This window comes from Pseudonocardia alaniniphila (assembly GCF_022524485.1).
In the GTDB taxonomy this organism is placed as follows: Bacteria; Actinomycetota; Actinomycetes; order Mycobacteriales; family Pseudonocardiaceae; genus Pseudonocardia; species Pseudonocardia alaniniphila.
On the sequence record NZ_JAKXMK010000010.1, the window covers coordinates 146,629 to 169,380 of the forward strand.

At 71.2% G+C, this 22,752-nt stretch carries 20 protein-coding genes; 15 read left to right on the top strand and 5 right to left on the bottom strand.

Features of this window, described 5'->3' with window-relative positions; genetic code table 11:
- Window positions 1–8: 8 nt before the first annotated feature.
- Together MMF94_RS13125 and MMF94_RS13130 are read right to left on the bottom strand one after the other, a co-directional pair.
- On the bottom strand, window positions 9–794 hold the full coding sequence (locus tag MMF94_RS13125) for an ABC transporter permease (RefSeq protein ID WP_241036649.1): 786 nt from the start codon (window positions 792–794) through the stop codon (window positions 9–11).
- A complete protein-coding gene (locus MMF94_RS13130) occupies window positions 791–1,741 on the bottom strand; it encodes an ABC transporter ATP-binding protein (RefSeq protein ID WP_241036650.1) in 951 nt (316 codons plus the stop codon). Before MMF94_RS13130 ends, MMF94_RS13125 begins: the two co-directional genes overlap by 4 nt.
- Before the next feature lie 138 nt (window positions 1,742–1,879).
- On the opposite strand from MMF94_RS13130, the gene MMF94_RS13135 reads away from it, so the two are divergent.
- A complete protein-coding gene (locus MMF94_RS13135) occupies window positions 1,880–3,076 on the top strand; it encodes a sensor histidine kinase (RefSeq protein WP_241036651.1) in 1,197 nt (398 codons plus the stop codon).
- Complete coding sequence (locus tag MMF94_RS13140) at window positions 3,073–3,720, top strand: response regulator transcription factor (protein WP_241036652.1); 648 nt, start codon at window positions 3,073–3,075, stop codon at window positions 3,718–3,720. Before MMF94_RS13135 ends, MMF94_RS13140 begins: the two co-directional genes overlap by 4 nt.
- Before the next feature lie 4 nt (window positions 3,721–3,724).
- Here MMF94_RS13140 and MMF94_RS13145 read toward each other — a convergent pair whose 3' ends face one another.
- A complete protein-coding gene (locus tag MMF94_RS13145; RefSeq protein ID WP_241036653.1) occupies window positions 3,725–4,369 on the bottom strand; it encodes a class I SAM-dependent methyltransferase in 645 nt (214 codons plus the stop codon).
- Between the two features lie 124 nt (window positions 4,370–4,493).
- Here MMF94_RS13145 and MMF94_RS13150 point away from each other — a divergent pair, with 124 nt between their 5' ends.
- Both MMF94_RS13150 and MMF94_RS13155 read left to right on the top strand, forming a co-directional pair.
- Window positions 4,494–5,402, top strand: a complete 909-nt coding sequence (locus MMF94_RS13150; RefSeq protein WP_241036654.1) for an AraC family transcriptional regulator — start codon at window positions 4,494–4,496, stop codon at window positions 5,400–5,402.
- A gap of 52 nt (window positions 5,403–5,454) precedes the next feature.
- Entirely contained in the window at window positions 5,455–6,357 is a 903-nt protein-coding gene (locus MMF94_RS13155) for a hypothetical protein (protein WP_241036655.1), read from the top strand.
- Window positions 6,358–6,381: 24 nt separating this feature from the next.
- Here the strand turns inward: MMF94_RS13155 and MMF94_RS13160 are convergent, their stop codons facing one another.
- Window positions 6,382–8,724, bottom strand: a complete 2,343-nt coding sequence (locus tag MMF94_RS13160; protein ID WP_241036656.1) for a (Fe-S)-binding protein — start codon at window positions 8,722–8,724, stop codon at window positions 6,382–6,384.
- A gap of 432 nt (window positions 8,725–9,156) precedes the next feature.
- Between MMF94_RS13160 and MMF94_RS13165 the strand changes: the two genes are divergently transcribed.
- The 11 genes from MMF94_RS13165 (at window position 9,157) to MMF94_RS13215 (ending at window position 21,370) form a co-directional block, all read left to right on the top strand.
- Window positions 9,157–9,420 (top strand): hypothetical protein, encoded by a 264-nt coding sequence (locus MMF94_RS13165; protein ID WP_241036657.1) that lies wholly within the window; start codon window positions 9,157–9,159, stop codon window positions 9,418–9,420.
- Window positions 9,421–9,424: 4 nt separating this feature from the next.
- Entirely contained in the window at window positions 9,425–9,910 is a 486-nt protein-coding gene (locus MMF94_RS13170) for a hypothetical protein (RefSeq protein WP_241036658.1), read from the top strand.
- The gene (locus tag MMF94_RS13175; protein WP_241036659.1) at window positions 9,897–12,914 is read left to right on the top strand and encodes an ATP-binding protein; all 3,018 of its coding nucleotides are present in this window, start codon (window positions 9,897–9,899) and stop codon (window positions 12,912–12,914) included. Before MMF94_RS13170 ends, MMF94_RS13175 begins: the two co-directional genes overlap by 14 nt.
- Window positions 12,914–14,833, top strand: coding sequence for a hypothetical protein (locus MMF94_RS13180; protein WP_241036660.1), 1,920 nt, complete (start codon window positions 12,914–12,916; stop codon window positions 14,831–14,833). The genes MMF94_RS13175 and MMF94_RS13180 overlap by 1 nt, the downstream gene beginning before the upstream one ends.
- On the top strand, window positions 14,823–15,440 hold the full coding sequence (locus MMF94_RS13185; RefSeq protein ID WP_241036661.1) for a hypothetical protein: 618 nt from the start codon (window positions 14,823–14,825) through the stop codon (window positions 15,438–15,440). Before MMF94_RS13180 ends, MMF94_RS13185 begins: the two co-directional genes overlap by 11 nt.
- Before the next feature lie 16 nt (window positions 15,441–15,456).
- Entirely contained in the window at window positions 15,457–16,449 is a 993-nt protein-coding gene (locus tag MMF94_RS13190) for a C40 family peptidase (RefSeq protein ID WP_241036662.1), read from the top strand.
- Between the two features lie 37 nt (window positions 16,450–16,486).
- Entirely contained in the window at window positions 16,487–16,915 is a 429-nt protein-coding gene (locus MMF94_RS13195; protein ID WP_241036663.1) for a hypothetical protein, read from the top strand.
- Between the two features lie 167 nt (window positions 16,916–17,082).
- Complete coding sequence (gene dnaK, locus MMF94_RS13200) at window positions 17,083–18,942, top strand: molecular chaperone DnaK (protein WP_241036782.1); 1,860 nt, start codon at window positions 17,083–17,085, stop codon at window positions 18,940–18,942.
- Between the two features lie 73 nt (window positions 18,943–19,015).
- Window positions 19,016–19,690 carry a nucleotide exchange factor GrpE gene (gene grpE / locus MMF94_RS13205; RefSeq protein WP_241036664.1) on the top strand — a complete coding sequence of 225 codons (675 nt, stop codon included), beginning with the start codon at window positions 19,016–19,018 and terminating at the stop codon, window positions 19,688–19,690.
- A 19-nt stretch (window positions 19,691–19,709) separates the two neighbouring features.
- Complete coding sequence (gene dnaJ / locus MMF94_RS13210; RefSeq protein ID WP_241036665.1) at window positions 19,710–20,915, top strand: molecular chaperone DnaJ; 1,206 nt, start codon at window positions 19,710–19,712, stop codon at window positions 20,913–20,915.
- Window positions 20,912–21,370, top strand: a complete 459-nt coding sequence (locus MMF94_RS13215; RefSeq protein ID WP_241036666.1) for a heat shock protein transcriptional repressor HspR — start codon at window positions 20,912–20,914, stop codon at window positions 21,368–21,370. The genes dnaJ and MMF94_RS13215 overlap by 4 nt, the downstream gene beginning before the upstream one ends.
- Window positions 21,371–21,446: 76 nt before the next feature.
- Here the strand turns inward: MMF94_RS13215 and MMF94_RS13220 are convergent, their stop codons facing one another.
- Window positions 21,447–22,619, bottom strand: a complete 1,173-nt coding sequence (locus MMF94_RS13220) for a globin domain-containing protein (RefSeq protein ID WP_241036667.1) — start codon at window positions 22,617–22,619, stop codon at window positions 21,447–21,449.
- Between the last annotated feature and the right edge of the window lie 133 nt (window positions 22,620–22,752).

The following is a 22,752-nucleotide window of genomic DNA, read 5'->3' on the forward strand; positions in this document are numbered from 1 at the left end:
AACCGCGGTCAGTGCCGCGGGTCCCAGCGGAACCGGCGCGCGGCGAACGTCCCGAACACGGCAGGCCAGACCACGAGCGCCGCGAGCGGCGGCAGGATCGCCGGCAGGCCCGCCGCTCCCGCCGTCCAGGCGCCGCCCGTCAGGGCGAGCTGGGTCAGGTCGCCCACCGCTGCACCTGGCACGACCATCAGGGCGGGCCACCAGCCGTCCGCGGGCGCGATCGCGGCCACGACCCCGACGCCGAGCATCACGAACATCAGCGGCAGCGTCGTGATCTGTGCCCGTTCCGGCGAGGGCGTGACCACGCTCGTCGCCAGCGCCGCCGCGACGACGAGGGTCAGCCCGCCGAACACGGCCAGCACCAACGGCAGGGGATCACTCGGCAGCGGCGTCCCCGTCACCACGTTGACCACCGCGAAGACCGCCAGCTGGAAGAGCGCGAGCACGACGCTCGGGGCCAGGGTCGCCGCGAGCAGGCCGCGGTCGGACAGGCCGCTGGTCCGCATCCGCTTGAGCACGCGGGTGTGCCGCCGGGTCACCAGTGTCTGTGTGGCCGTGAGGTAGAGCCCCATCGTCATCGCCACGGCGAGCTGCAGCGTGATGCTCACGGCCTGTCGCGCCGGGTCGCCGCCGGACTCGAACTGGAAGCTCCAGAACACTCCCAACGCCACCGGCAGCAGGACGGAGGACACAGCCACCGTCTTGTTGCGCAGGATCAGCCGGGTCTCGGTGATCGCCAGTGCCAGAGCCCTGCTCGTCGGCGTGGTCGTGGCGGCCGCCATCGCGATGGTCATGCCCGGTCCTCCGTCTCGGTCCGTACGGCGTGGTAGATGTCGGCCAGCGAGGCGGGCGCGGCGCGCAGGTCGGGCAGCCGCACCCCTCGAGCGGCTGCCCAGGTCAGGAACATGGTCAGGTCGCCCTGCAGGTCGTCGGTGCGGACCTGCACCCGTGTCCCGTCGCGATGCGTGGATCCCCGCAGCTGCGGCAGGTCGGCCACGGCCTCCGGCAGCGTGACCGAGAAGCGCGCGGGCTGAGCCGCCACGATCTCGGCCAGCGTTCCGGCGACGGCCACACGGCCCTCGTGCATGATCGCGATGCGATCGGCGAGGGCCTCAGCCTCCTCGAGGTAGTGCGTGGTGAGCATGATGGTGCGGCCCGCGTCCTGCAGCTCCTGGATGGCGTCCCAGGTGCGCCTGCGCGACTCCGGGTCGAGGCCGGTGGTCGGCTCGTCGAGGATCACCAGCTCCGGTGAGCCCCACACCGCCATCGCGAGGTCGAGCCTGCGCTTCTCCCCACCGGAGAGCTTCCCGACGGGCACCTCGGCGCGGCCGGTCAGGTCGAAACGGTCGAGCAGCCGCCCTGGCCGGTCCGGCCGGTCGACGAGGCGCTGCCAGAGCACCAGCGTCTCCCGCACCGTCAGCTCCTCGACGAAGCCGCCCTCCTGCAGCTGCACACCCATCCGTGGGCGAAGCGCCGCCCGTTCGGTCGCCGGGTCGAGCCCCAGGACCGAGACGGTTCCGGCGCTGCGGGTGCCGAACCCCTCCAGCACCTCCAGGGTGGTGGTCTTGCCGGCGCCGTTCGTGCCGAGCAGCGCGAAGACCTCGCCCCGCCGCACGTCCAGATCGATCCCGCGCACGGCCTCGAAGTCGCCGTACCGGACGCGCAGGCCGCGTACCGACACGGCTGTCATCTGCTCAGGTGGCGCCACGGCCCGTCCGGCCCGAAATGTCGTCTCTGTCATGAGATCCACTGTCGCGAGGCGGGGGACCGTGCCGGTAGTGGCGATCAGCATCGGTCGGGCTGACAGTGCGCAGCGGCCCTGATGACACCTGTCATCAACTCCGGGCGTCGGTCTCGATACGTCCGATACGTTCGGGCCGTGGAGATCTCGCAGCCGCTGCCCGGAGCGGAGGAGCGCACCGTCCGCGCCGCCCGCCGCTTCGGCCGGATCGGGCTGTTGATGACCATCGCCTGGCTGCTCGTGGTGCCGATGTCGATGACGCTGACCGGGTGGCCGCCTGCCGGGTACACCGCAGCGCTGCTGGCCCTCTTCGTCGTCGCGCTGGGCCTGCACGTCTGGCGTATCCGCGAGCTGACGAAGTCACTCGGCCGTCGGGCGCCGGCCTGGTTCATGATCGTCGCGGCGGCCGTCGGACTGGCCGTGTCACTGGTGGCGCTCGCGGGGAGCCCGGTCGGGTTCTTCTGGGCGCTGGTCAGCGGGGTGCTGCTCGGCGACATCGTCGGCGGCTTGCGGGCCCGCTGGACCGTCGTCTGGGTACTCGGTGCGGTCGGTGTGCTGTTCGGGTCCGGCTACCTGGTGCTGCTCCAGGCCTACGGCGAGACGATGGAGCGGTCCTCGTACATCCCGTTCTACGTCGCCGGTCTCGCCGCGTTCTTCGTCGGCTCGATGTGGACCCTCGACTTCGAGCGGCTCTGGTGGCTCAAGGCGGTCACCGACCTGGACGACTCGCGGCGCATCGCCGCCGAGCTCGCCACCGCTCGCGAGCGGCTTCGACTGGCCGACGACCTGCACGACATCCTCGGTCACGCGCTGGAGGTCGTGGCGTTCAAGAGTGAGCTGGCGTCGAGGCTGCAGGTTGCCGATCCGGAACGTGCCCGCTCGGAGATGGACGAGGTACAGCGGGTGGCCCGGGAGTCGCTCGGCGAGGTGCGTGCCCTGGTGCGCGACGCGCGCTCGACCGACCTCGTCACGGAGCTGGCAGGGGCCCGGGCGGTGCTCGAGTCCGCGGGGGTCACGTTGGTGGTGCGGGGGGACCCCACCGGGCTCGGACCGACCGCGCGCAACGTGCTGGGCCGGGTGTTGCGGGAGGCGATGACCAACGTGCTGCGCCACGCCCAGCCGAACCACTGCACGATCGAGATCGACGTCACCGACGGACACGCTCGGCTGCGCGTGGAGAACGACGGTGCCCTGCCTGCCGAGAGCATGCCGCCGGGCACCGGCCTGGACGCGCTGGGCCGCTACCTCGACGAGCACGCCGGGCGCCTCGACGCCGGCCCAGGCCCCGACGGCACCTTCCACGTCGACGCAGTGCTGCCCGGGGCCGCACGATGACCACGGAGAGCGCCCCCGGACGGCCCGCTGAGCCTGCTCGGATCCGGCTCGTGCTGGCCGACGACGAGTCCCTCACCCGGGGCGCGGTGAGCGCGCTGCTGGGCCTGGAGCCTGATCTCGTGGTCGTCGGCGAAGCCGCCACCGGCGACGACGCCATCGCCCGTGTGCAGCAGCACCACCCCGACGTCGCCGTGCTGGACGTCGAGATGCCGGGCCGGGACGGCTCCGAGGTGGCCCAGTGGATAGCGGCCAACCATCCGTCCACGCGCTGCATCATCCTCACCCGCCATGCCCGGCCGGGCGTCCTGCGCCGCGCGCTCGTCGCGGGCGCCACGGGCTTCGTCACGAAGAGCGCTCCCGCCAGCGTGCTCGCCGACGTCATCCGCCGGGTGCACGGCGGCGGCCGCTACGTCGACCCCGAGCTCGCCATGACGGCGCTGATGACCGAGGAGTGCCCCCTCACCGGTCGCGAGCTCGAGGTCCTGCGCGCCGTCGACGGGTCGGGCACGGCCGCCGACATCGCGCGGCGCGTGCACCTCTCGCCCGGCACCGTGCGCAACTACCTGTCGTCGGCGATGCAGAAGCTCGGCGTCGGGACGCGCCTGGAAGCGGTGGAGCGGGCGCGCGACAGCGGCTGGCTCTGACCGTTCACCGGGTGGCGCGGTAGAAGCCGACACCGAGCCTGCCGCGGCCGCATTCGGCCACGTCCGTCAGACCGGCTTCGCGCATCCGCGTGGGGACCTGGTCCCCCACGTTGCCGTGCAGCCGCCTGTTCCGGCCGGCCCATCGGCTGAACACGCCGTGGGGCTGACCGGCGAAGTCGACGAGGTGCAGGCGTCCGCCCGGTCGCAGCACACGCCGCACCTCGGTGAGGGTGCGCTCCTTAACGGCCTCGTCGAGGTGGTGGAACATCAGGGCGGACAGCACCCGGTCGACGCTCCCGTCCGGATAGGGCAGCTCCGCGGCGCTCCCGAGGTCCCACTGCACGTCGAGCCCGTCGCGGGCGGCCTTTCGCCGGGCACGGCCGAGCGCGAGCGGATCGGGGTCGAGCCCGACGACATTCGCCTGCGGGTGCCGGCGCTTGACGAGGAGCGCGAGGTTGCCCGTGCCGGTACCGATCTCGAGCACCTGATGGCCCGCTGCGATCCCGGCCTGGTCGGCCAGCCTGCGGTGCATGGACCGCACGCCCAGCAGCCGGGTGAAGGGGTCGTAGAGGGGCAGCAGCCGGTCGCGCCCCATCGCGGGGAGGTAGCCGTGTCCGTGCCCTCCGTGTAGCCGTGCAGGCTCATTCATGGTGATGCTCCCTGATTCATGCGACGATCCTTCGGTGTCATCCCCGAGTCTGGAACGGGACCCACCTGCAGCCAAGGACGGTTCTGCGGGAGCAGTAGCACGATCTTCGGCCCCGTCGACAGCTGTGGCCGGCACGGTGGACCAGGGCGTCCCCCTCTACGCCTACGTACGGCTACCCGGCGTGCCGCCCGTCGGCGTGCTGCGCTGGGGCGAGGTGCTGCGCCACGACGTGCAGCAGCGCTTGCAACCCCACGCACACGACTTCCTCGTACTGGTCTACGTGGAGCGCGGAGGTGGTTCGTTCCGCGTGGACGGCCGCGAGTGGCCGCTCGGCACCGGCGACCTGTTCGTGGTGGCACCCGGTGAGGTGGTGACGCCCGGCGAGGTCGCCGACGGCGAGCACGGCGCGGTCTGGGCGGTGTTCTTCCCCCCGGACGTGGTCGAGCCGAGCCTTCCCGGAGCCTTTCTCTCCTGGCGTGCGCATCCCCTGCTGTTCCCGTTCGTGCGGGGCGTGGTGGGCGGTGCGCAGCGGCTCCACGTGCCCTCCGCCGAGCGGGCCGGCTTCTCCGAACGCCTGGCCGCGCTGGAGCGCGAGCTCCGAGAGCGGCGCGACGGCTACAACGAGGCCGTTCTGGCGCATCTCACGCTCCTGCTCGTGGCCGTCTCCCGGCTGGCCGCCGACGTTTCCGGCGACCTCATGCTGCGGGACGAGCCGATGCTCGCCGCCGTCTTCGACGTCATCGAGGAGAGCTATCGGCGCCCGATCTCGTTGAGCGACGTCGCGCGCGCCGTCGGGCTCACACCCGGCCACCTCACCACCGTGGTCGGCCGGAAGACGGGCCGCACCGTGCAGCAGTGGATCACCGAGCGGCGCATGAGGGAGGCGCGCCGTCTCCTCGCGGAGACCGCCCTCACCGTCGAGGCGATCGGGGCCAGGATCGGCTACCGCGACGCCAGCTACTTCATCAAGCGGTTCCGGCGCAGCCACGGCTGCGCCCCGCAGGAGTGGCGTCGCGCGGGCCGCAGCAGCTGACCCAGCGCGATCGCTGGGACACGGACGGTCCGAGCAGTAGATTCCGGTACCGATGGATCCGCGACGTCCCACCCCGCCTCCGTGGCTGCCCGCGGCGCGTCCGCAGGCTCCCCCACCGGCCGTCTCCGAACCCCCGCCTGCCGCTCCGCCTCCCGGGCCGCCCGCCCGCCCGCGGTTCGAGTGGCGCCGGCTCGCCCGCTCGCGGCGAGGTGCTGCCGGCCTCGCCATCCTCGCCGCTGCCCTGCTGCTGTGGCCGTTCTCGGGACTGTCGTGGATCCCCTGGCTGGCAGGGCTCGGAGCGCTCATCGTCCTGCGGATACTGCGGCTGGACGGACTGCTGCGTGGATGGGACCTGCCCCTCGCGGGCCTGGTGGTCGTCGTCGGGCTGACGATGAGCACCGGCCCCTGGGCATGGGCGCTCGCGGCGAGCATCGGGGTGCTGATCGCGGGGCTCGTCCGGCTGCCGGCCTGGCGGCTTGCGGCAGCGGGCGCCGTGCTGTGCCTGATCACCGGCATCGGTTTCGCGGTGACCGATCTCCAGCAGGGGCAGCAGGCCGCTGCGTCGTATGAGATCACGCAGCAGCAGAACAGAGCTGATCAGGGCGCACCGCGGCCGCAGAGCGTGTTGCCGTCGCTGCTCAACCGGATCGCCATGGGCAGTCCGGGCGCCGTCTGCGACAACCTGCTGAGCGAGCCGGCCCGCACGCCCTTCGCCGCGTCGGTCGGGCAGCCCGACTGCGCAGCCGCGGTGATGGCGCTCGCGGCTCTCGTGTCGGACCGCATCCGGTACTCCCAGGCCGAGATCCCGTCGGTGTCCACCGCCACGGGGATCGAGGCCGACGCGTGCAACATGAGCTGGGGTTCGGGTGCGCAGGCAGGGCCGCAGCTCGGCCACTTCACCATCGGGCCCGTGGCGCCGTCCCGCTACGTCGTGACCGGCTTCCGTCCCTGCTGAGCGCGGTCACGGCGTAGCGGCTGGTCAGTCCCCGCCCGAGCCGGACTCTTGCGAGGCAGCGCCCTCAGGTCGCGCACTCTTCGGCTCGGCGCCGTTGGTGGCCGCGCCGTTCGCCGAGTCACGGGCCGAGCCCGCACCGACGGCGTCCACCGAACCGTTGGTGTCGGCGGCCGTCGCGTCGCCACGCCGCACCGAGGCGAGCAGCATCTGGGAGACGTCGAGGATCTCGACGCCCGCGCCCTTGTCCTCGCTCTGGCGCTGGGTCAGGCCGTCGGAGAACATCACGCGGCAGAACGGGCAGCCGGTGGCGATCTTCTCCGCGCCGGTGCCGAGCGCCTCGTCCACGCGTTCGAGGTTGACGCGCTTCCCGATCTTCTCCTCCATCCACATGCGGGCGCCGCCTGCGCCGCAGCAGAAGGACCGGTCGGCGTGCCGGGGCATCTCGTTGAGCTTCACGCCCGCGGCCCCGACGAGCTCCCGCGGCTCCTCGTAGATCTCGTTGTGCCGGCCCAGGTAGCACGGGTCGTGGTAGGTGACGTCGGTCAACGCCCCGTCGGGCGCGGCGACCGGGACGAGCTTGCCCTCGCGCACCAGCTTGTTGAGCAGCTGGGTGTGGTGCACCACCTCGTAGTGCCCGTCCAGCTGCGGGTACTCCCGGCCGAGCGTGTTGAGGCAGTGCGGGCAGGTGGTGACGATCTTCCGGGTGCCCGGCTCGCGACCCTCGAACACCGCGTTGAGGACCTCGACGTTCTGCTGGGCGAGCATCTGGAACAGGAACTCGTTGCCCGAGCGGCGGGCAGGGTCGCCGGTGCAGCTCTCCTCCGGCCCCAGCACGACGTAGCCGACGCCGGCCCGGTGCAGCAGCTCCGCGGTGGCCCGCACCGTCTTCTTGGCGTTGTCGTCGAATGCACCCGCACAGCCGACCCAGAACAGGTACTCGGTGTCGGCGGACAGCTCGCCCGACCCATCAGCACCGAAGACGGGCACCTCGAAGTCGAGACTCTTGGTCCAGTCGAGCCGGTCCTTGGCGTTCTGCCCCCAGGGGTTGCCCTTGTTCTCCAGGTTGCGGAACAGCACGCCGAGCTCGGAGGGGAACTCCGACTCGATGAGCACCTGGTTGCGGCGCATGTCGACGATGTGGTCGACGTGCTCGATGTCCACCGGGCACTGCTCGACGCACGCGCCGCACGTGGTGCAGGACCACAGCACGTCCGGGTCGATCACGCCGCCCTGCTCCAGCGTGCCGACCAGCGGGCGCAGCGCCTGCTCGGGCCCGGAGCCGGGCACGCGGGGGAAGCCCGCCTCGGGGACGGCGTGTCCGCGCTCCTCACCCGCGAGCTCCAGCGACCCGCCCTCGGGCACCTCCTTGCCGCCGATGATGTACGGCGCCTTGGCGAGCAGGTGGTCGCGCAGGTCCATGATCACGAGCTTCGGCGAGAGCGGCTTGCCGGTGTTCCATGCCGGGCACTGGCTCTGGCAGCGACCGCACTCGGTGCACGTCGCGAAGTCGAGCATGCCCTTCCAGGTGAAGTCCTCGATCTTGCCGCGGCCGAACACGTCGTCCTCGCCCGGATCCTCGAAGTCGATCGGCTTGCCGCCCGACTCCATGACCGGCAGCGGGCCCAGCGCCTTGGGCAGCCGCTTGGCCGAGACGTTGATCGGCGCGACGAAGATGTGCAGGTGCTTGCTGTAGGCGATGATCACCGTGAAGGCGAGCATCACGCCGATGTGCAGGAGCAGCCCGACGCTCTCGATCACCTCGAGCGTGCCCGTCGACAGTCCGCCGAACAGGTGGCCGACGCCGATCGAGACGAACGCCCCTGAGGTGTAGGGGAAGACGCCGAGCGCGGAGGACGCGCCGCGGAAGAAGAACAGCGTCCACAGCACGTTGAAGATCATGAAGAGGATCAGCCACGCGCCGCCGGTGTGGGAGCCGTAGAACCGGGAGGCCCGCGCCTCGCGCTCCGGGGCGTTGCGCAGCCGGATCACGGAGAAGACGACGAGGGAGATCAGGGCGGCAGCGGCGATGAAGTCCTGCAGGAACCCGAGCACCGGGGAACGTCCGATGAGCGGGATGTGGAAGTCGTGGTCGAACAGCGCCCCGTACGCCTCGATGTAGACCGTGATCAAGATCACGAAAGCCCAGAACGTGAAGAAGTGGGCCAATCCGGGCACCGACCATCGCAGCAACTTGCGCTGCCCGAAGACCTCGACGAGCTGGGCTCGCAGCCGCGCGCCGAGCTCGTCCTTGCGGTCGTGGGCCGGCTGACCGGACATGATCAGGCGATAGAGCCAGAACGCCCGGCGGCCGGACACCGCCAGGGCGGCCACTGTCATGGCCAGTCCGATGACCAGTCTGACAACCACAGTCTTCCTCCCAGGGCTGGCGCGGCGGGCGGGGGCCGCGGGCCGCCCGCGAGCAGGGTAGACCGCTGGCCCCTACTCGCCACCGGGAACGATAGGGCCGTTCAGGGCTAACTTACCGGCCGGTAACGACTTGTGCGATCCACCACGTGATGACGAGAAAGTGCTGCTCACAGTGCCCGTTTCTGATGGACCATCACTCGATCGGTACAGATAGTCGGACCACCAACAAAGCCCTGGTCAGTCACCCTGTCGGCGGTGTCGGTGGCACTTGGTGCAACCTCATGACCGCCGTGCGGGCGACCTACTATGCTCCGGCTGGTCAGCATGGTCTACTCAACGCGGGATAGCTGAGTCCACACGTTCGGGTATCCACGAGCTCGGGGGGTCTGGAACGGGCAGCCTCGGGTGGGTAGCGCCGCAAGGAGGAGCCGTATGACCGGACCAGAGGTGCTTGCGCTGTACGCGCAGGAGAGCCTGAGCACCACCGGTCTTCAAGGGTGGATCCAGAACAATATCGTCCCACTCGTACTGCTCGCTATCGCAATCATCCTTCTATGGATCGGCGGGCGGGGCGACAACGCCGGCGTGGCCCGGCGCAGCGTCGGGCTCCTGATCGGTCTGGTCGCCCTCGGAATCGCCGTCTCGGGCAACGGCCCGCAGATCGGTAATTTCCTCGCAAGCCTCCTCGTCGGGTGACCAGTTGCTCGTTCGCACCGACGACGAGATCTACCGCGTCGATTCCGTCTGGCTGGGTCCGCCGCGGGCCACGTTCCCGTGGCGTGCGCGCTACGTCAGCTACGGCGTCGGCCTCCTCGTCATGATCGGCGTCATGTTCCTGCAACGGCGGGTCGGCATCGGGCTCGACTTCTTCTCCGTCGCGTGGGCGCTCGTGATCACCATCGTCGTCACCCGTTTCATCGGCAAGCGCATCAACTACGAACGACCCCTCGGGCAGGTTGTGGAGCTCTTCCGTCACGAGATCACCGGACCGAGAGCGCGCACGGCCATCGGGGGTGGCGAGGTCCGCTCCGAGCACGTGCGCGTCGGTCCGGTCGTCCGGCCCCGCAAGTCGTCGGCAGACCGCGGTTCCCGGCAGCCTGCCCGGACCACGGGCAGAACCACGGGCCGCGCGAAGGGCCGTGCGGCGGCCGGGCGTGGGAAGGGACGGGCACGTGGCGCGACGTGACGCCCGTCGTGACAGGACTCCCCTGGAGAGACAGCGAGGCAGGCGTCGCGGACGTGCGCTGGCGGGCGAGTCGGGTCTGCCCAAGTACGTGCCCGAGATCGCGCTGCGGTCGATCGAGGGCCACCTGACACGCACCGGTACCCAGGTGATGGCCTGGTACCGGCTCTCGGCCCAGGCCTGGAGCTTCCGCAGCGACTCCCAGCGCGAGGTGCTGATCCGCCAGATCGCCGCGCAGCTCGGGGAGCTGCAGGGCCGCTGGCTGCACCTGCGCGTCACCACGCGGCCTTACCCCGTGCACATGTGGGCGGAGTCGTTCGACCACAACGCGATGGGCCGCCTGCCCGACGTCGCCGGTGCCCTGGGCTGGGACGGGTTCCTCGAGGGTGAGCAGCGGCACCTCATGGGACTGTCGATGTCGGACAAGGAGGTCTTCCTCGGCATCGAGGTCTCCGGGCGGGGGATGCTCGACCGCTGGGTGGAGCGTGCCGCGCCGGTGCTGGGCAAGGTCGCGCCCGCCGCGGTGCGTGCCGAGCTCGCGGCGCTGGCCACCGAGGTCGGCCACCTCGACTCGCTCGTGGCGGGCAGCGGGCTGGACGCCGTGCCTGCCTCGGCCGACGACATCGCGTGGCTCATGCATCGCTCGTGTTCGCTGGGCCTGCCCGCTCCGCGCACCCTCTCGGTGGTGCCCGGCGGTGTCACGCGCTGGGAGACCGAGGACCTCGCCGCGTTCACCGACGGCGTCGAGATGTACCAGGAGCCCTACGCGCCCACGGTCCGGGTGATCGGCCGGCTACGCACGCAGACCGTCTCCCGCAACGTCGCCGTGCTGTCGCTCGGGTTGATGGAGGGGCTGCGCATCCCCGAGGTCGACGACCCGTGGATGCAGCATTCCGACCGGCTCCCGTTCCCGGTGGACTGGTCGGCGCGCATCTACGTCCGGCGCCCCGAGGAGGTGGCCGGCGAGCTGCAGCGACAGATGGGCAAGGTCCGCAGCCAGATCCGGCACTACACGCACGACCACGACCTCGATCCGCCGATGTCGCTGGCCCGCCAGGCCGACCGCGTGCTGGAGGTCGAGGACGAGCTGACCACCGGGCTCACCCAGCTCAACACCCGCCTCTACGGCTGGTGGCGTATCGCCGTGGCGGGCAAGGACGAGGCGGAGGCGGTGAGCCGGGCACAGCAGGTGCTCGACGTCTACCGGCCGAAGGTGCAGATCGAGCACCCGGAGGCGCAGTACCGCTTCGCCCGTGAGTTCATCCCCGGCGAGCCGCTCGCGTCCACTGCCTACCGGCGGCGCGGTTCGGTCACGTGGGCGGCGTCCGCCGTTCCCGCCGCCACCGCGTCGGTCGGCGACCGGCGCGGCATCATGATCGGCGAGACCTGCACGGCCACCCGGCGTCCGGTGGCGTGGGACCCCTGGCTCGCACAGGAGGTGCGCCGGGCCTCCGGGCTCACCGCCGTGGTCGGCGGGCTGGGATCGGGCAAGTCCTTCCTCACCGGCCTGATCGTCTACAAGACACTGCGCTCCGGTGCACGGTGGACGGTGCTCGACCCGTCGGGCCCGCTCGCCGAGCTCACCCGGCTACCCGAGCTCGCCCCGTTCTCCCGGCACATCAACCTCCTTCGTGCCGACCCCGGCATCCTCAACCCGTACCGGGTGGTCGCCGAACCACGCGCCGACCACTTCGCCGACGAGGAGGATCCCGAGCGGGCGTGGCGCCGTGAGCGCTCCCTCGCCGCGGCCACGCGACGACGGCTCGTCCTGGACGTGCTCACGGGGCTGCTGCCCTACGACGTGTCGCGGCTCCCGCACACCCGCATCGTGCTGCTCCGCGCGGTGCGGGAGGTCGGTGGCGCCACCGACCGGCACCCTGGCCAGGTGATCGACGCGCTGCGCAGGCACGCACGCGAGGGCGAGGAGCACGCCGGGGTGGTGGCCGACTTCCTGGAGGAGCGCCGCGAGCTTCCCCAGGCGGCGCTGCTGTTCCCCGACACCTCCCGCGACGACCCGTGGCACGCCGAGCGGGACTACCGGCTCACCGTCCTCACCATGCAGGGGATGACGCTGCCGCGGCCCGGCAGTCCACGGGAGGAGTGGACCGACGGTGAGTCCCTCGCCGTCGAGCTGCTCAACCTGGCGTCCTGGCTCACCCAGCGCACGATCTACGACGCCGACCGCAACCTCCGCAAGGGAGTGGCGCTCGACGAGACCCACTTCCTGTCCCAGGTGCCCACGGGCAAGGTGCTCATCGACCGGCTTGCCCGCGACTCCCGGAAGTTCAACGTCCGCGCGCTGTTCGCTTCGCAGCTCGCCGGCGACCTTCTGCGGGTGTCCGGGTTCGCCTCGCTGGTCAACGCCGTGTTCGTCGGGCGTACCGACGACGAGGAGGCGCAGGGCGAGGCACTGCGCCTGCTGAAGGTGCCCACCGACGTGGGGTACGAGCAGATGCTCGGCACGCTGTCGCCACGGCCCCGCCACGACGACCGGCCCGACGACACGCCGCGCCAGTTCATCTTCGCCGATGGGCACGGTGGCGTGGAGAAGATCCGGATCGACCTCGAGGCGCCGCACCTCGAACACGTCCGTGAGGCTCTCGACACCAACCCCGACGCCAGCAGGGTGGCCACCCGCGCCGTGTCGGGCCGCAGCGCTGCCGCGGTCCGCGCTCCCGACGAGCCCGCTCCTCGCGGCTCCGCCGTGCCGCCCCACATGCTCCGCCCCGCTCCCGGGCGCGAACGTGACCACGTGATGCTCGGCGACGACCTCGACGACGAGTTCGCCGACGTCGACGATCCTGACGAGCTGCTCACGGTGAACCGGCCGACCACCGGCTCCACCCGTGGCGCGGTCAACGAACTCCTCGACGACGAGGAGCTCGATCTCCTCGGCGACGCCGACAGCGGTGGCGACGACCGCCACCCCACCGACGACAACGGCGGCGGACATTCCGCCGGCCAGGGCCAGGAGCGTGTCCGGGCGGTCGGGGAGGCCCGTCGGTGATGCCCGGGGGGCCTCCACCGGTCGCAGCCTGGCTGCCGGTGGCGCTGGTGCTGGGCGCAGCCGTCCTGGTCGACCTTCGACGCCGGCGCCGTCGCAGGCGTGGTGACGTCCGGCCGCGTCGCCGGGTGGCCCTCGGGATCGTCGTCGGTCTCGTCGCGGGCTCGGTGCTGATCGGGTCGCCTGCCTTCGCGCAGTCGCTGGACTGCAAGGAATCGCCCGAGCCGGACCGTCCTGGCACCGGACTGGTCGGTTCGCTCGATCCGCCGACCTACGGGGTGGGTGAGCCCGGCAGCGTCTACGACGAGGTCGGGTACGCGGGCCTCGTCTGGCACAACTACGACCTCGGCTGCGCAGGCGCGGTCGTCAACCCGGCCACCAGCACCGACACCTGGCTGGGCAACCAGACCTTCAACGTCGCGAAGTTCCTCGTCGCCGGGGTCAACTGGGCCCACTACCTGATCGCCGACGGTGGAGAGGTGCTCGCCCCGCTCGACCAGCTGATCAGCGATGGCACCCGCGCGATGTACCAGGCCGTGTTCACCACGTTCATCGGCCCGGTGCTGCTCATCCTCGCGGTGCTGCTGCTCGTGCTCGCGCTGCGCGGGGACCTCGCAAGACAGACGCAGCGCGCCGGGTTCGCGGCGCTCGCCCTCCTCATCGGCTCGGCGGCCTACCTCGCTCCGGTCGACTGGGCGAAGGCAGCCGACCCCCTGCTGCTCAACGGGGTCACCGACATGCAGCAGGGCTTCCTCGGCCAGGTCGGGCTCGGCGACCGGGACACCCTGCCGACCGTGCTGGTCGACCAGGTGATCTACCAGAACTGGTTGCGCGGCGAGTTCGGCTCGCCCGATGTGCCACAGGCGAAGGAGCTGGGGCGCGACCTGCTGCGCGCCCAGACGTTCACGAAGCCCGAGGTCGCCGAAGGCCGCGACACGGTGCAGCTCGCCGAGCAGAAGAAGGCCGACTTCGCCGCGCTCGCGGGCCGCATGGGCGACCGGTACTCCTATTTCCAGGGCACGTCCGGGAGCCGCATCGGGGCCGGGCTGCTGGCAGTGGTGCAGGCGCTGTGCATCGCGCTGTTCCAGCTGCTGTCCAAGGTGCTCGTGCTGGTCGCGATGCTGTTGCTGCGGCTTCTGGTGATGACCGCGCCCGCGGTCGCCGTGGTGGCCGTGCTCAAGCCCGACATCCTCCCGGCGGTGCTCCGCGTCGCAGGCGCGGCGATCGTCAACACACTGGTCGTGGGGGCACTGGCCGGGCTCCACGCGCTGCTGGTGGTGTCGCTGTTCCGTCCCGGCAGCGGTGTCGATCTCTGGCTCGGGCTGCTCGTCACGGGCGTGGTCACGGTGGTCCTCTGGGCTGTGGCCCGGCCGTTCCGGCGGCTCGTGTCGATGGTGTCGCTCACCCGCGACCAGTTCGGTGGGATCGTGCCGGGTGCAGGCTCCGGTCCGATGTCCCGGGTCTGGCTGCGCATGCGCGGCGGGCCCACCGAGGACCGGCAGTCCCGGTGGTGGAACGAGCGGCGCGATGCGGCGTCGGCCTACCCGTACCCCGACGGCGGGCGCCCGGAGGCCGAGCCGGGCATCCGGATCCCCACCCAGCAGGGCGCCCGGCCGGCGCGCAGGCGCGCGGAGTCCGACGTGCCGTCTGCTCCCCTACTCGTTCCGGCAGCCCGCCGCCCGGCCCTTCCTGCCGGGCCCAGCGGTGCGCGCGCCGCTGGGCCGACACCGAGCTGGGCCGATCCCGGTGAGGTCGACGACCGCGTGATCTACCGCCGCCCGGACTCCGTGCCGCTGCGCCCGGGCGGAGCGCGTCCGGTGCAGGCCGAACTGGTCGACGGCGTCCCGGTGTACCGCATCTACCGGCCGCGTTCGGCGCCGGTTGCCTACAGCCCGAGCGGCGGGACCAGCCGTGCCGATTAGGTCGCCGCGCGGGCGGGCTGCTGCCTACCGCGGGATCTGGCAGTGGCCACTGCAGTCCCCGGCCCGGCTCGTGATCACGGTGATCGTGGTCGTCGTGGTGGCGGGTGGGGTCAGCTTCGGTGTCACGTCGCTCGCCGGCCGCTCGAACGAGCGCGGCCTGCTCACCGGCCCGGAGCCCGCGAACCCGGCTTCCTCGGCGCCACGGCTCCCGGGATCGCCTGCCGTCCCGCTGACGCCTGCCCCGACGGCGCTGCCGCCCGTGCCGGAGCTCGAGCCGAAGAACCTGCCGCTGTCGCAAGCCCCGGCGGCCGCCCTGTCGGTGGCGGCCCGCTGGTCGGCCGCGTGGGTTCGGCCGCCGTCCGGCACCACCACCGATGAGTGGCTCGACGGGCTGCGGTCCACCACGACCGACGAGTACCTCGGGGTGCTCAGCGGCGTCGACCCCGCCAACATCCCGGCCACCCGGGTCACGGGGGAGCCGCGCGCGGTGCGGGTCTCCCCGCGTTCGGTGCAGGTCGCGGTGCCCACGGACGCGCTCACCCTGCTCGTCCTCGTGGTCGATACCGACACCGAAGGCTGGCGGGTCGCCGGCTACGACCGGACCTGAGGGCCGTGGACCGGCGATGAACCTGCTCCGGCCGCTGCGGCTCCTCATCCCGTTCGTCGCGATTGCGGCCGCACTGGGGTTGTTCCTCGGAGTCGGGTTCGTCCTGTTCAGCACGGGGAGCGGGGCGGGCCGCCCGCAGTCGTACGGGCCCTGTGACGCCGGGCTCGCCGGGGGCAGCCCCGGAATCCGGGCGAGCAACCTGAGCGAGGAGCAGCGGCGCAACGCCGCGATCATCATCCAGACCGCCCGGAACATGGGTGCCCCGCCGCGGGCCTGGCTCGTCGCGCTCGCCACGGCGATGCAGGAGTCCACCCTGCGCAACATCAACTACGGCGACCGGGACTCGCTCGGACTCTTCCAGCAGCGGCCGTCGCAGGGATGGGGGGCGCCGAGCCAGGTCACCGACCCCGTGTACAGCACCACGATCTTCATCCAGCGGCTCCTCGCCGTGCCCGGGTGGGCCGACATGCCGGTGACGGTGGCGGCGCAGATCGTGCAGCGCTCGGCCTTCCCCGACGCGTACGCCAAGTGGGAGGGCTTGGCCTCCGATCTCGTGCAGCAGTTGGCCGACGTGAGCGATCCGGCCGGGTGCGGGCAGACGGCGATGCTCCCCCAGGGGGCGGCCGGGGCGGCGATCGCCTTCGCCCTCAACGAGGTCGGGAAGCCCTACGTCTGGGGCGCCACCGGGCCCAATACGTACGACTGCTCCGGCTTGATGCTGCGTGCGTTCCAGTCGGCCGGGATCAACCTTCCGAGGGTGTCGCGGCAGCAGTTCTACGCCGGCGGTCACGTCCCCGTATCGCAGGCGCAGCCGGGGGATCTGCTCTTCTACGCCACCGATCCGTCCGACCCGTCCACCATCCATCACGTGATGCTGTACATGGGCAACGGGCAGATGGTGGAGGCGCCCTACACCGGGCAATCCGTGCGGGTGCAGCCCGTGCCGTGGAACTATTCGGAGCTCGTGCCGCTGGCCACTCGCCCGGGCACGTCACCGAACCGCGCTTAGGGTCCTCACCGGCGTCCCCGTAAGAGCAGGAGTAGCAATGCCACCCGAACCCTCCGTACCGGCATCCACGACCCCGCTGCAGGACTACCTCGATCTGCCTGCCCGTGGCGCCAACGAGGACTACCTGGTGGTGCCGCGGTCGCTCGCGCAGTCGATGCCGTTGCGCTGGCAGCAGGTGTTCGTGGGGCTGCTCGCCGATCTGCACGACGCCTACGGGGACCTGCCATGGCCCGACTACCTCGTCGTGGCGAGCCGCTGGGAGCTGCTGGTCGATCTCGACGAGGAGCAGCTCGCGGCCGCGGGCTACGTGGCCGACCTCGGCCCGGACGGGGAGCTGGAGTATCGCGACAGCGCAGACCAGGTGGTGCCCGATCCGGAGAACCACCGCGTGCTCGCACCGGTGACCGATCCGCTGCCCCCGGCCTCCGCCGGCCGGATCGAACCGCGCCCTGCCGAGGCCCTGTAGGAGCTGCCGATCGCCTCCGCGCGACGGGGCGGGAACACCCGCGCCGGGAACCGCGTTGGACGGAACGAGCAAGTTGAGCGGGACCGACTCAAGGGTGCATCGCTGGCCCGGTCGGTACCGTGGAAGACTTGAGCGAACCGAACTCAAGCTACTCGGAGGCAATCACCATGGCTCGTGCGGTCGGCATCGACCTCGGGACCACCAACTCCGTCGTCGCCGTCCTCGAAGGTGGCGAGCCGACGGTCATCGCCAACTCGGAAGGCGCCCGGACCACTCCGTCCGTGGTCGCTTTCGCCCGCAACGGCGAGGTGCTCGTCGGGCAGTCGGCGAAGAACCAGGCCGTGACGAACGTCGACCGGACGATCCGGTCGGTCAAGCGTCACATCGGCACCAACTGGACCACGCCGGACATCGACGGCAAGAAGTACTCCGCACAGGAGATCAGCGCGCGCGTGCTGCAGAAGCTCAAGCGCGACGCCGAGTCGTACCTGGGCGAGACGATCACCGACGCGGTGATCACCGTCCCCGCATACTTCGAGGACGCGCAGCGCCAGGCCACCAAGGAGGCCGGCCAGATCGCGGGCCTCAACGTCCTGCGGATCGTCAACGAGCCCACCGCCGCCGCTCTGGCGTACGGGCTCGACAAGGGCGAGAAGGAGCAGACCATCCTGGTCTTCGACCTCGGTGGCGGCACGTTCGACGTCTCGCTGCTGGAGATCGGCGAGGGCGTCGTCGAGGTGAAGGCCACCAACGGCGACAACCACCTCGGTGGCGACGACTGGGACGAGCGGATCATCACCTGGCTCGTCGACAAGTTCAAGAACAGCCAGGGCATCGACCTGACCAAGGACAAGATGGCGATGCAGCGGCTGCGTGAGGCCGCTGAGAAGGCCAAGATCGAGCTGTCGAGCCAGTCGACGGCCACGATCAACCTGCCTTACATCACGGTCGACGCCGACAAGAACCCGCTGTTCCTCGACGAGACGCTGTCGCGGGCCGAGTTCCAGCGCATCACCTCCGACCTGCTCGACCGCACTCGTGCGCCGTTCAACCAGGTCGTGAAGGACGCCGGCATCTCCGTCGGCGACATCGACCACGTCGTGCTCGTGGGTGGTTCCACCCGCATGCCGGCCGTCACCGAGCTGGTGAAGGAGCTCACCGGCGGCAAGGAGCCCAACAAGGGCGTCAACCCGGACGAGGTCGTCGCCGTGGGCGCCGCCCTGCAGGCCGGTGTGCTGCGCGGTGAGGTCAAGGACGTCCTGCTGCTCGACGTCACCCCGCTGTCCCTGGGCATCGAGACCAAGGGTGGCGTGATGACCAAGCTCATCGAGCGCAACACCACGATCCCCACCAAGCGGTCGGAGATCTTCACGACGGCCGACGACAACCAGCCGTCCGTGCAGATCCAGGTGTTCCAGGGCGAGCGCGAGATCGCGTCCTACAACAAGAAGCTCGGCATGTTCGAGCTGACGGGCCTGCCGCCGGCCCCGCGTGGCGTGCCGCAGATCGAGGTGTCCTTCGACATCGACGCCAACGGCATCGTCAACGTGTCGGCGAAGGACCTGGGCACCGGCAAGAGCCAGGCCATGACGATCACCGGTGGTTCCGCCCTGGGCAAGGACGAGATCGACCGGATGATGCGCGAGGCCGAGCAGCACGCCGAGGAGGACAAGAAGCGCCGCGAGGAGGCCGAGGTCCGCAACCAGGCCGAGTCGCTCGTCTACCAGACGGAGAAGTTCGTCAAGGAGAACGACGAGAAGCTTCCGTCCGACGTCAAGGACAGCGTCAACGCCGCTCTCGGTGAGGCGCAGGCCGCGCTGAAGGGCACCGACACCGACGCGATCAAGTCGTCGATGGAGAAGCTCGCCACCGAGTCCCAGAAGATGGGCGCCGCGCTGTACCAGCAGCCGGGTGCCGAGGGTGCCGCCACTCCGGGCGCCGACGGCGGCCAGGCCCAGGGCAGCAACAGCGCCGACGACGACGTCGTGGACGCCGAGATCGTCGACGAGGACAAGGACAAGAAGTGAGCGAGCTTGCGAGCTCACCGTTCAGCACAGCACCTCTGAGAATGCAGCCGACGAGCGCCAGCGAGGAGGTCTCATGACTGGACGCGACCACCGCAACGAGCGCAGCGAGAACGGCGCAGAGGGCGAGCGGGTCGTGGTCCGGAACCGGCGCCGGATCGACCCGGAGACCGGCGAGGTTCGCGTCCCGGCCGAGGAGTCGGCCGGGACCGCCCCGGAGGCGCCGGCACCGGACAGCGCGGCCGACGTCCTCGCGGCCGCGGAGCTCGCCGCCCAGGTTGCCGAGCGCACCGCCGACCTGCAGCGGGTCAGCGCGGAGTACGCCAACTACCGGCGGCGTGTCGACCGCGATCGCGAGAGCGTTCTCGTCGGCGCGCGCGTGCAGTTCGTCTCCGAACTGCTCACCGTGCTCGACGACCTGGACCGCGCCGAGGCGCACGGCGATCTCACCGGTCCGTTCAAGGCGGTTGCCGACAAGCTCGTCGCCGTCGTGCAGAAGTTCGGCCTGGAGCCGTTCGGGCTGGAGGGCGAGCCCTTCGACCCGTCGGTCCACGAGGCCGTGCAGCACGAGGGCGGCGGGTCCGGCGGACCGACGGTCACGGTGGTCTCGGCGGTTCTCCGCCCCGGCTACCGCATCGCCGACCGCGTACTGCGGCCCGCGATGGTGGCGGTCACCGACCGCCCTGACGACGGCACCACCCAGCCTCCGCTGACCACCACAACTGAACCCGGCCCCGCTGAGGGGCTCTGAAAGACGCGAAGGAGGCGGAGTGACCCAGCGCGACTGGATCGAGAAGGACTTCTACCGCGAGCTGGGCGTCACCTCCGGCGCGTCCGCGGACGACATCAAGAAGGCGTACCGCAAGCTCGCGCGTGAGCTGCACCCGGATGCCAATCCTGGTGACGCCAACGCCGAGGCGCGGTTCAAGACCGTGTCCGAGGCGTACGGGGTGCTGTCCGACGAGAAGAAGCGCCGTGAGTACGACGAGACGCGTGCGCTCTTCGCCGGTGGCGGCGGCTACGGAGCCGGCGGGGGCTTCCCCGGTGGCTTCGGTGGCGGCGCCGCCGGCCAGGGCTTCGACCTGAACGACCTGTTCGGCCGGGCCGGTGCCGGGTCACCCGGCGCGGGCGGGGCCGGCGGGCTCGGCGACATCCTCGGTGGGATCTTCGGAAACCGCGCCGGGGCCGGCACCACCACCACGGGCCCTCGGGCGCAGCGTGGTGCCGACGTCGAGAGCGAGCTGCGTATCGACTTCATCGACGCCGTCCGCGGTGCGGAGGTGCAGCTGCGGCTGTCGTCGCCGGGCCGGTGTGAGCGGTGCGGCGGCACGGGTGCCCGGCCGGGCAGCACGCCGCGGCAGTGCCCCACCTGCGGTGGCGTCGGCCTGGTCAGCCGCAGCCAGGGCGCGTTCGCGTTCTCCGAGCCGTGCCGCGACTGCCGCGGCACCGGCCGGATCATCGACGACCCGTGCCCCGAGTGCGGGGGCGACGGCGTCAGCACCCGCACCCGCCTGCTCACCGTCCGGGTTCCGGCCGGTGTGGCCGACGGGCAGCAGATCCGGCTCAAGGGGCAGGGCGAGCCGGGCCGGGGTGGTGCACCGGCTGGTGACCTGTACGTGAAGGTGCACGTCACGCCCCACCGGCTCTTCGGGCGGTCGGAGCGCAACAACGACGACCTGACGCTGACGGTGCCGGTCACCTACCCCGAGGTGGCGCTCGGCAGCACGCTGACCGTGCCCACGCTGGACTCCACCGTGTCGCTCAGGATTCCCCCGGGCACATCGAGCGGGCGCACGTTCCGGGTGCGCGGGCGAGGTGTGAAGCGGAAGAGCGGAAAGACCGGTGACCTGCTCGTCACGGTCGAGGTGGCCGTGCCGAGCTCGCTCGACGACGGTGCCACCGAGGCGTTGCAGGCTTACGCCGAGGCCACCAAGTCGTTCGACCCGCGTGCCGATCTGCTCGGGAGCGGGTCGTGAGCACCACGCCCGGCGGCCCGGCGCTACCGCCGGGCGCCAACCCGGACAGCCCCATCTTCGTCATCTCGGTGGCGGCGGAGCTGGCCGGGCTGCACGCCCAGACACTGCGCAGCTACGACCGGCTGGGGCTCGTGAGCCCCGGCCGGTCGGCGGGCGGCGGGCGGCGCTACTCGGTTCGTGACATCGCCCTGCTCCGCGAGGTTCAGCGGCTCTCCCAGGAGGAGGGCGTGAACCTCGCGGGCATCAAGCGGATCATCGAGCTGGAGCAGCTCGTCGACGAGCTGCGCGCCCGGCTGGACGAGCTGACACATGAGCTGATGGCCGCCCACGCCGCGGCTGAGCAGGCAGCAGCGAGCGTGCACGCCTCGTACCGGCGGGACCTGGTGCCGGTGGACCGCCGCCAAGCCCTGGTGGTGTGGCGGCCGAAACCGCGCCGCGAAGAGAAGCAGACCTGACCGCACGTACCTCTTGGCCACCGCACAGACGTCCTGACGTGTGCGCGGTGGCCAAGACGTGTGCGTGGTGGCCTGGTCAGTCCATCGTGAACGGGTCGTACCGGATGCGGTCGAGCGGTGTGCCCGCCACCAGCATCCGGGACACCGTGGAGCGGATCATGGCCGGTGACCCACAGACCAGCACGTCGTGGTCGGCCCACGCCCCGTAGCGCGTGACGACGTCGGCGAGGGTGCCCCGCTCGGCGCCCGAGCCGCCCTCGTCCTTCTCGACGACGGGGATGACGTCGAGCCAGGTGTTGCTGTAGGAGAGCCGCCGCAGGCTGGGGAAGTCGTACAGGTCGTCCCAGGTGCGGCCGCCCACGAACACCTGGGTGCGAGGCTGCTCCTGGCGCGTGGAGAGGTCCTCGAGGAGGGCCTTGATGGGAGCCATGCCGGTGCCGCCGGTGACCATCAGAAGCTCACGCCCGGTGCCGGCTTCGACGTGCATGCGGCCCATCGGCGGCCCGATCCGCCAGGTGTCGCCGATCCGGGAGTGGGCGACGATCGCCCGGCTCACCCACCCGCCGTCGACGGCGCGGACGTGGAACTCCAGGGTGCCGTCGCTCCTCGGCGCGTTGGCCGGCGACAGGTAGCGCCACAGGCGCGGCCGTTGGGGCGTCTCCACGCTCAGGTACTGGCCCGCCCGGTACGGGACCGGCTCGCTGGTCTGCAGCGTGATCACCGCGAGGTCCCAGCCGACGCGTCGGTGGTCCACCACCCGCCCGAGCCAGGACGCGGGGCCGCGGTCGGCCTGCGCGGCACTGATCATGGCGGCGGCGACGATTGCATAGGCCTCGGACCAGGCCTTCTGGACCTCCGGCGTCCACGCAGCGCCGGAGTGGTGGCTGATGGTGCCGAGCAGCGACGCCCCGACCGCGTCGTAGTGCTGGGCGAGCACCCCGAACTTGCGGTGGTCGCGTCCGAGCTGCTCGAGGAAGGGCGTGAGGTCGTCGGGCTGGTCGACCATCTGGACGACGTGCACGAGCGCCCGCAGCAGGCGGCTGCGCTGCACCTCCATGTTGACCGGGAACAGGTCGCGGGTCTGCGGCGCGATCTGGAACAGCGTGGCGTAGAAGTACCGCCCGAGGTCGTCCATGTGCGGCTCGACCAACGCAAAGCTGGAACGGATGAGCTCGACCATTCCGGACTGCTCGCTGCGGGGCGCGCCGACGCTGGGGAGATCGGCAGCGAGCAACTGTTCAGCGGTCATGGATGGCCGACTCTTCCTGCTCGATGATCGGGGGGCGAGGGAGGGGGGTCCCTGGCCGAGGCAGCCTAACGCTCCGAGAGCGCCTTGGAGACCCTCCGTGCCTGGACCAGATCGTGTGGTGGCAGAAATTCCT

What these genes read in the sequence shown, in the direction of transcription:
- MMF94_RS13125 (WP_241036649.1), bottom strand. Translation starts at nt 794, where the DNA reads ATGACCATCGCGATGGCGGCCGCCACGACCACGCCGACGAGCAGGGCT.
- MMF94_RS13130 (WP_241036650.1), bottom strand. Translation starts at nt 1,741, where the DNA reads ATGACAGAGACGACATTTCGGGCCGGACGGGCCGTGGCGCCACCTGAG.
- MMF94_RS13140 (WP_241036652.1), top strand. Translation starts at nt 3,073, where the DNA reads ATGACCACGGAGAGCGCCCCCGGACGGCCCGCTGAGCCTGCTCGGATC.
- MMF94_RS13145 (WP_241036653.1), bottom strand. Translation starts at nt 4,369, where the DNA reads ATGAATGAGCCTGCACGGCTACACGGAGGGCACGGACACGGCTACCTC.
- MMF94_RS13155 (WP_241036655.1), top strand. Translation starts at nt 5,455, where the DNA reads ATGGATCCGCGACGTCCCACCCCGCCTCCGTGGCTGCCCGCGGCGCGT.
- MMF94_RS13165 (WP_241036657.1), top strand. Translation starts at nt 9,157, where the DNA reads ATGACCGGACCAGAGGTGCTTGCGCTGTACGCGCAGGAGAGCCTGAGC.
- MMF94_RS13180 (WP_241036660.1), top strand. Translation starts at nt 12,914, where the DNA reads ATGCCCGGGGGGCCTCCACCGGTCGCAGCCTGGCTGCCGGTGGCGCTG.
- MMF94_RS13190 (WP_241036662.1), top strand. Translation starts at nt 15,457, where the DNA reads ATGAACCTGCTCCGGCCGCTGCGGCTCCTCATCCCGTTCGTCGCGATT.
- MMF94_RS13195 (WP_241036663.1), top strand. Translation starts at nt 16,487, where the DNA reads ATGCCACCCGAACCCTCCGTACCGGCATCCACGACCCCGCTGCAGGAC.
- dnaK (WP_241036782.1), top strand. Translation starts at nt 17,083, where the DNA reads ATGGCTCGTGCGGTCGGCATCGACCTCGGGACCACCAACTCCGTCGTC.
- grpE (WP_241036664.1), top strand. Translation starts at nt 19,016, where the DNA reads ATGACTGGACGCGACCACCGCAACGAGCGCAGCGAGAACGGCGCAGAG.
- MMF94_RS13220 (WP_241036667.1), bottom strand. Translation starts at nt 22,619, where the DNA reads ATGACCGCTGAACAGTTGCTCGCTGCCGATCTCCCCAGCGTCGGCGCG.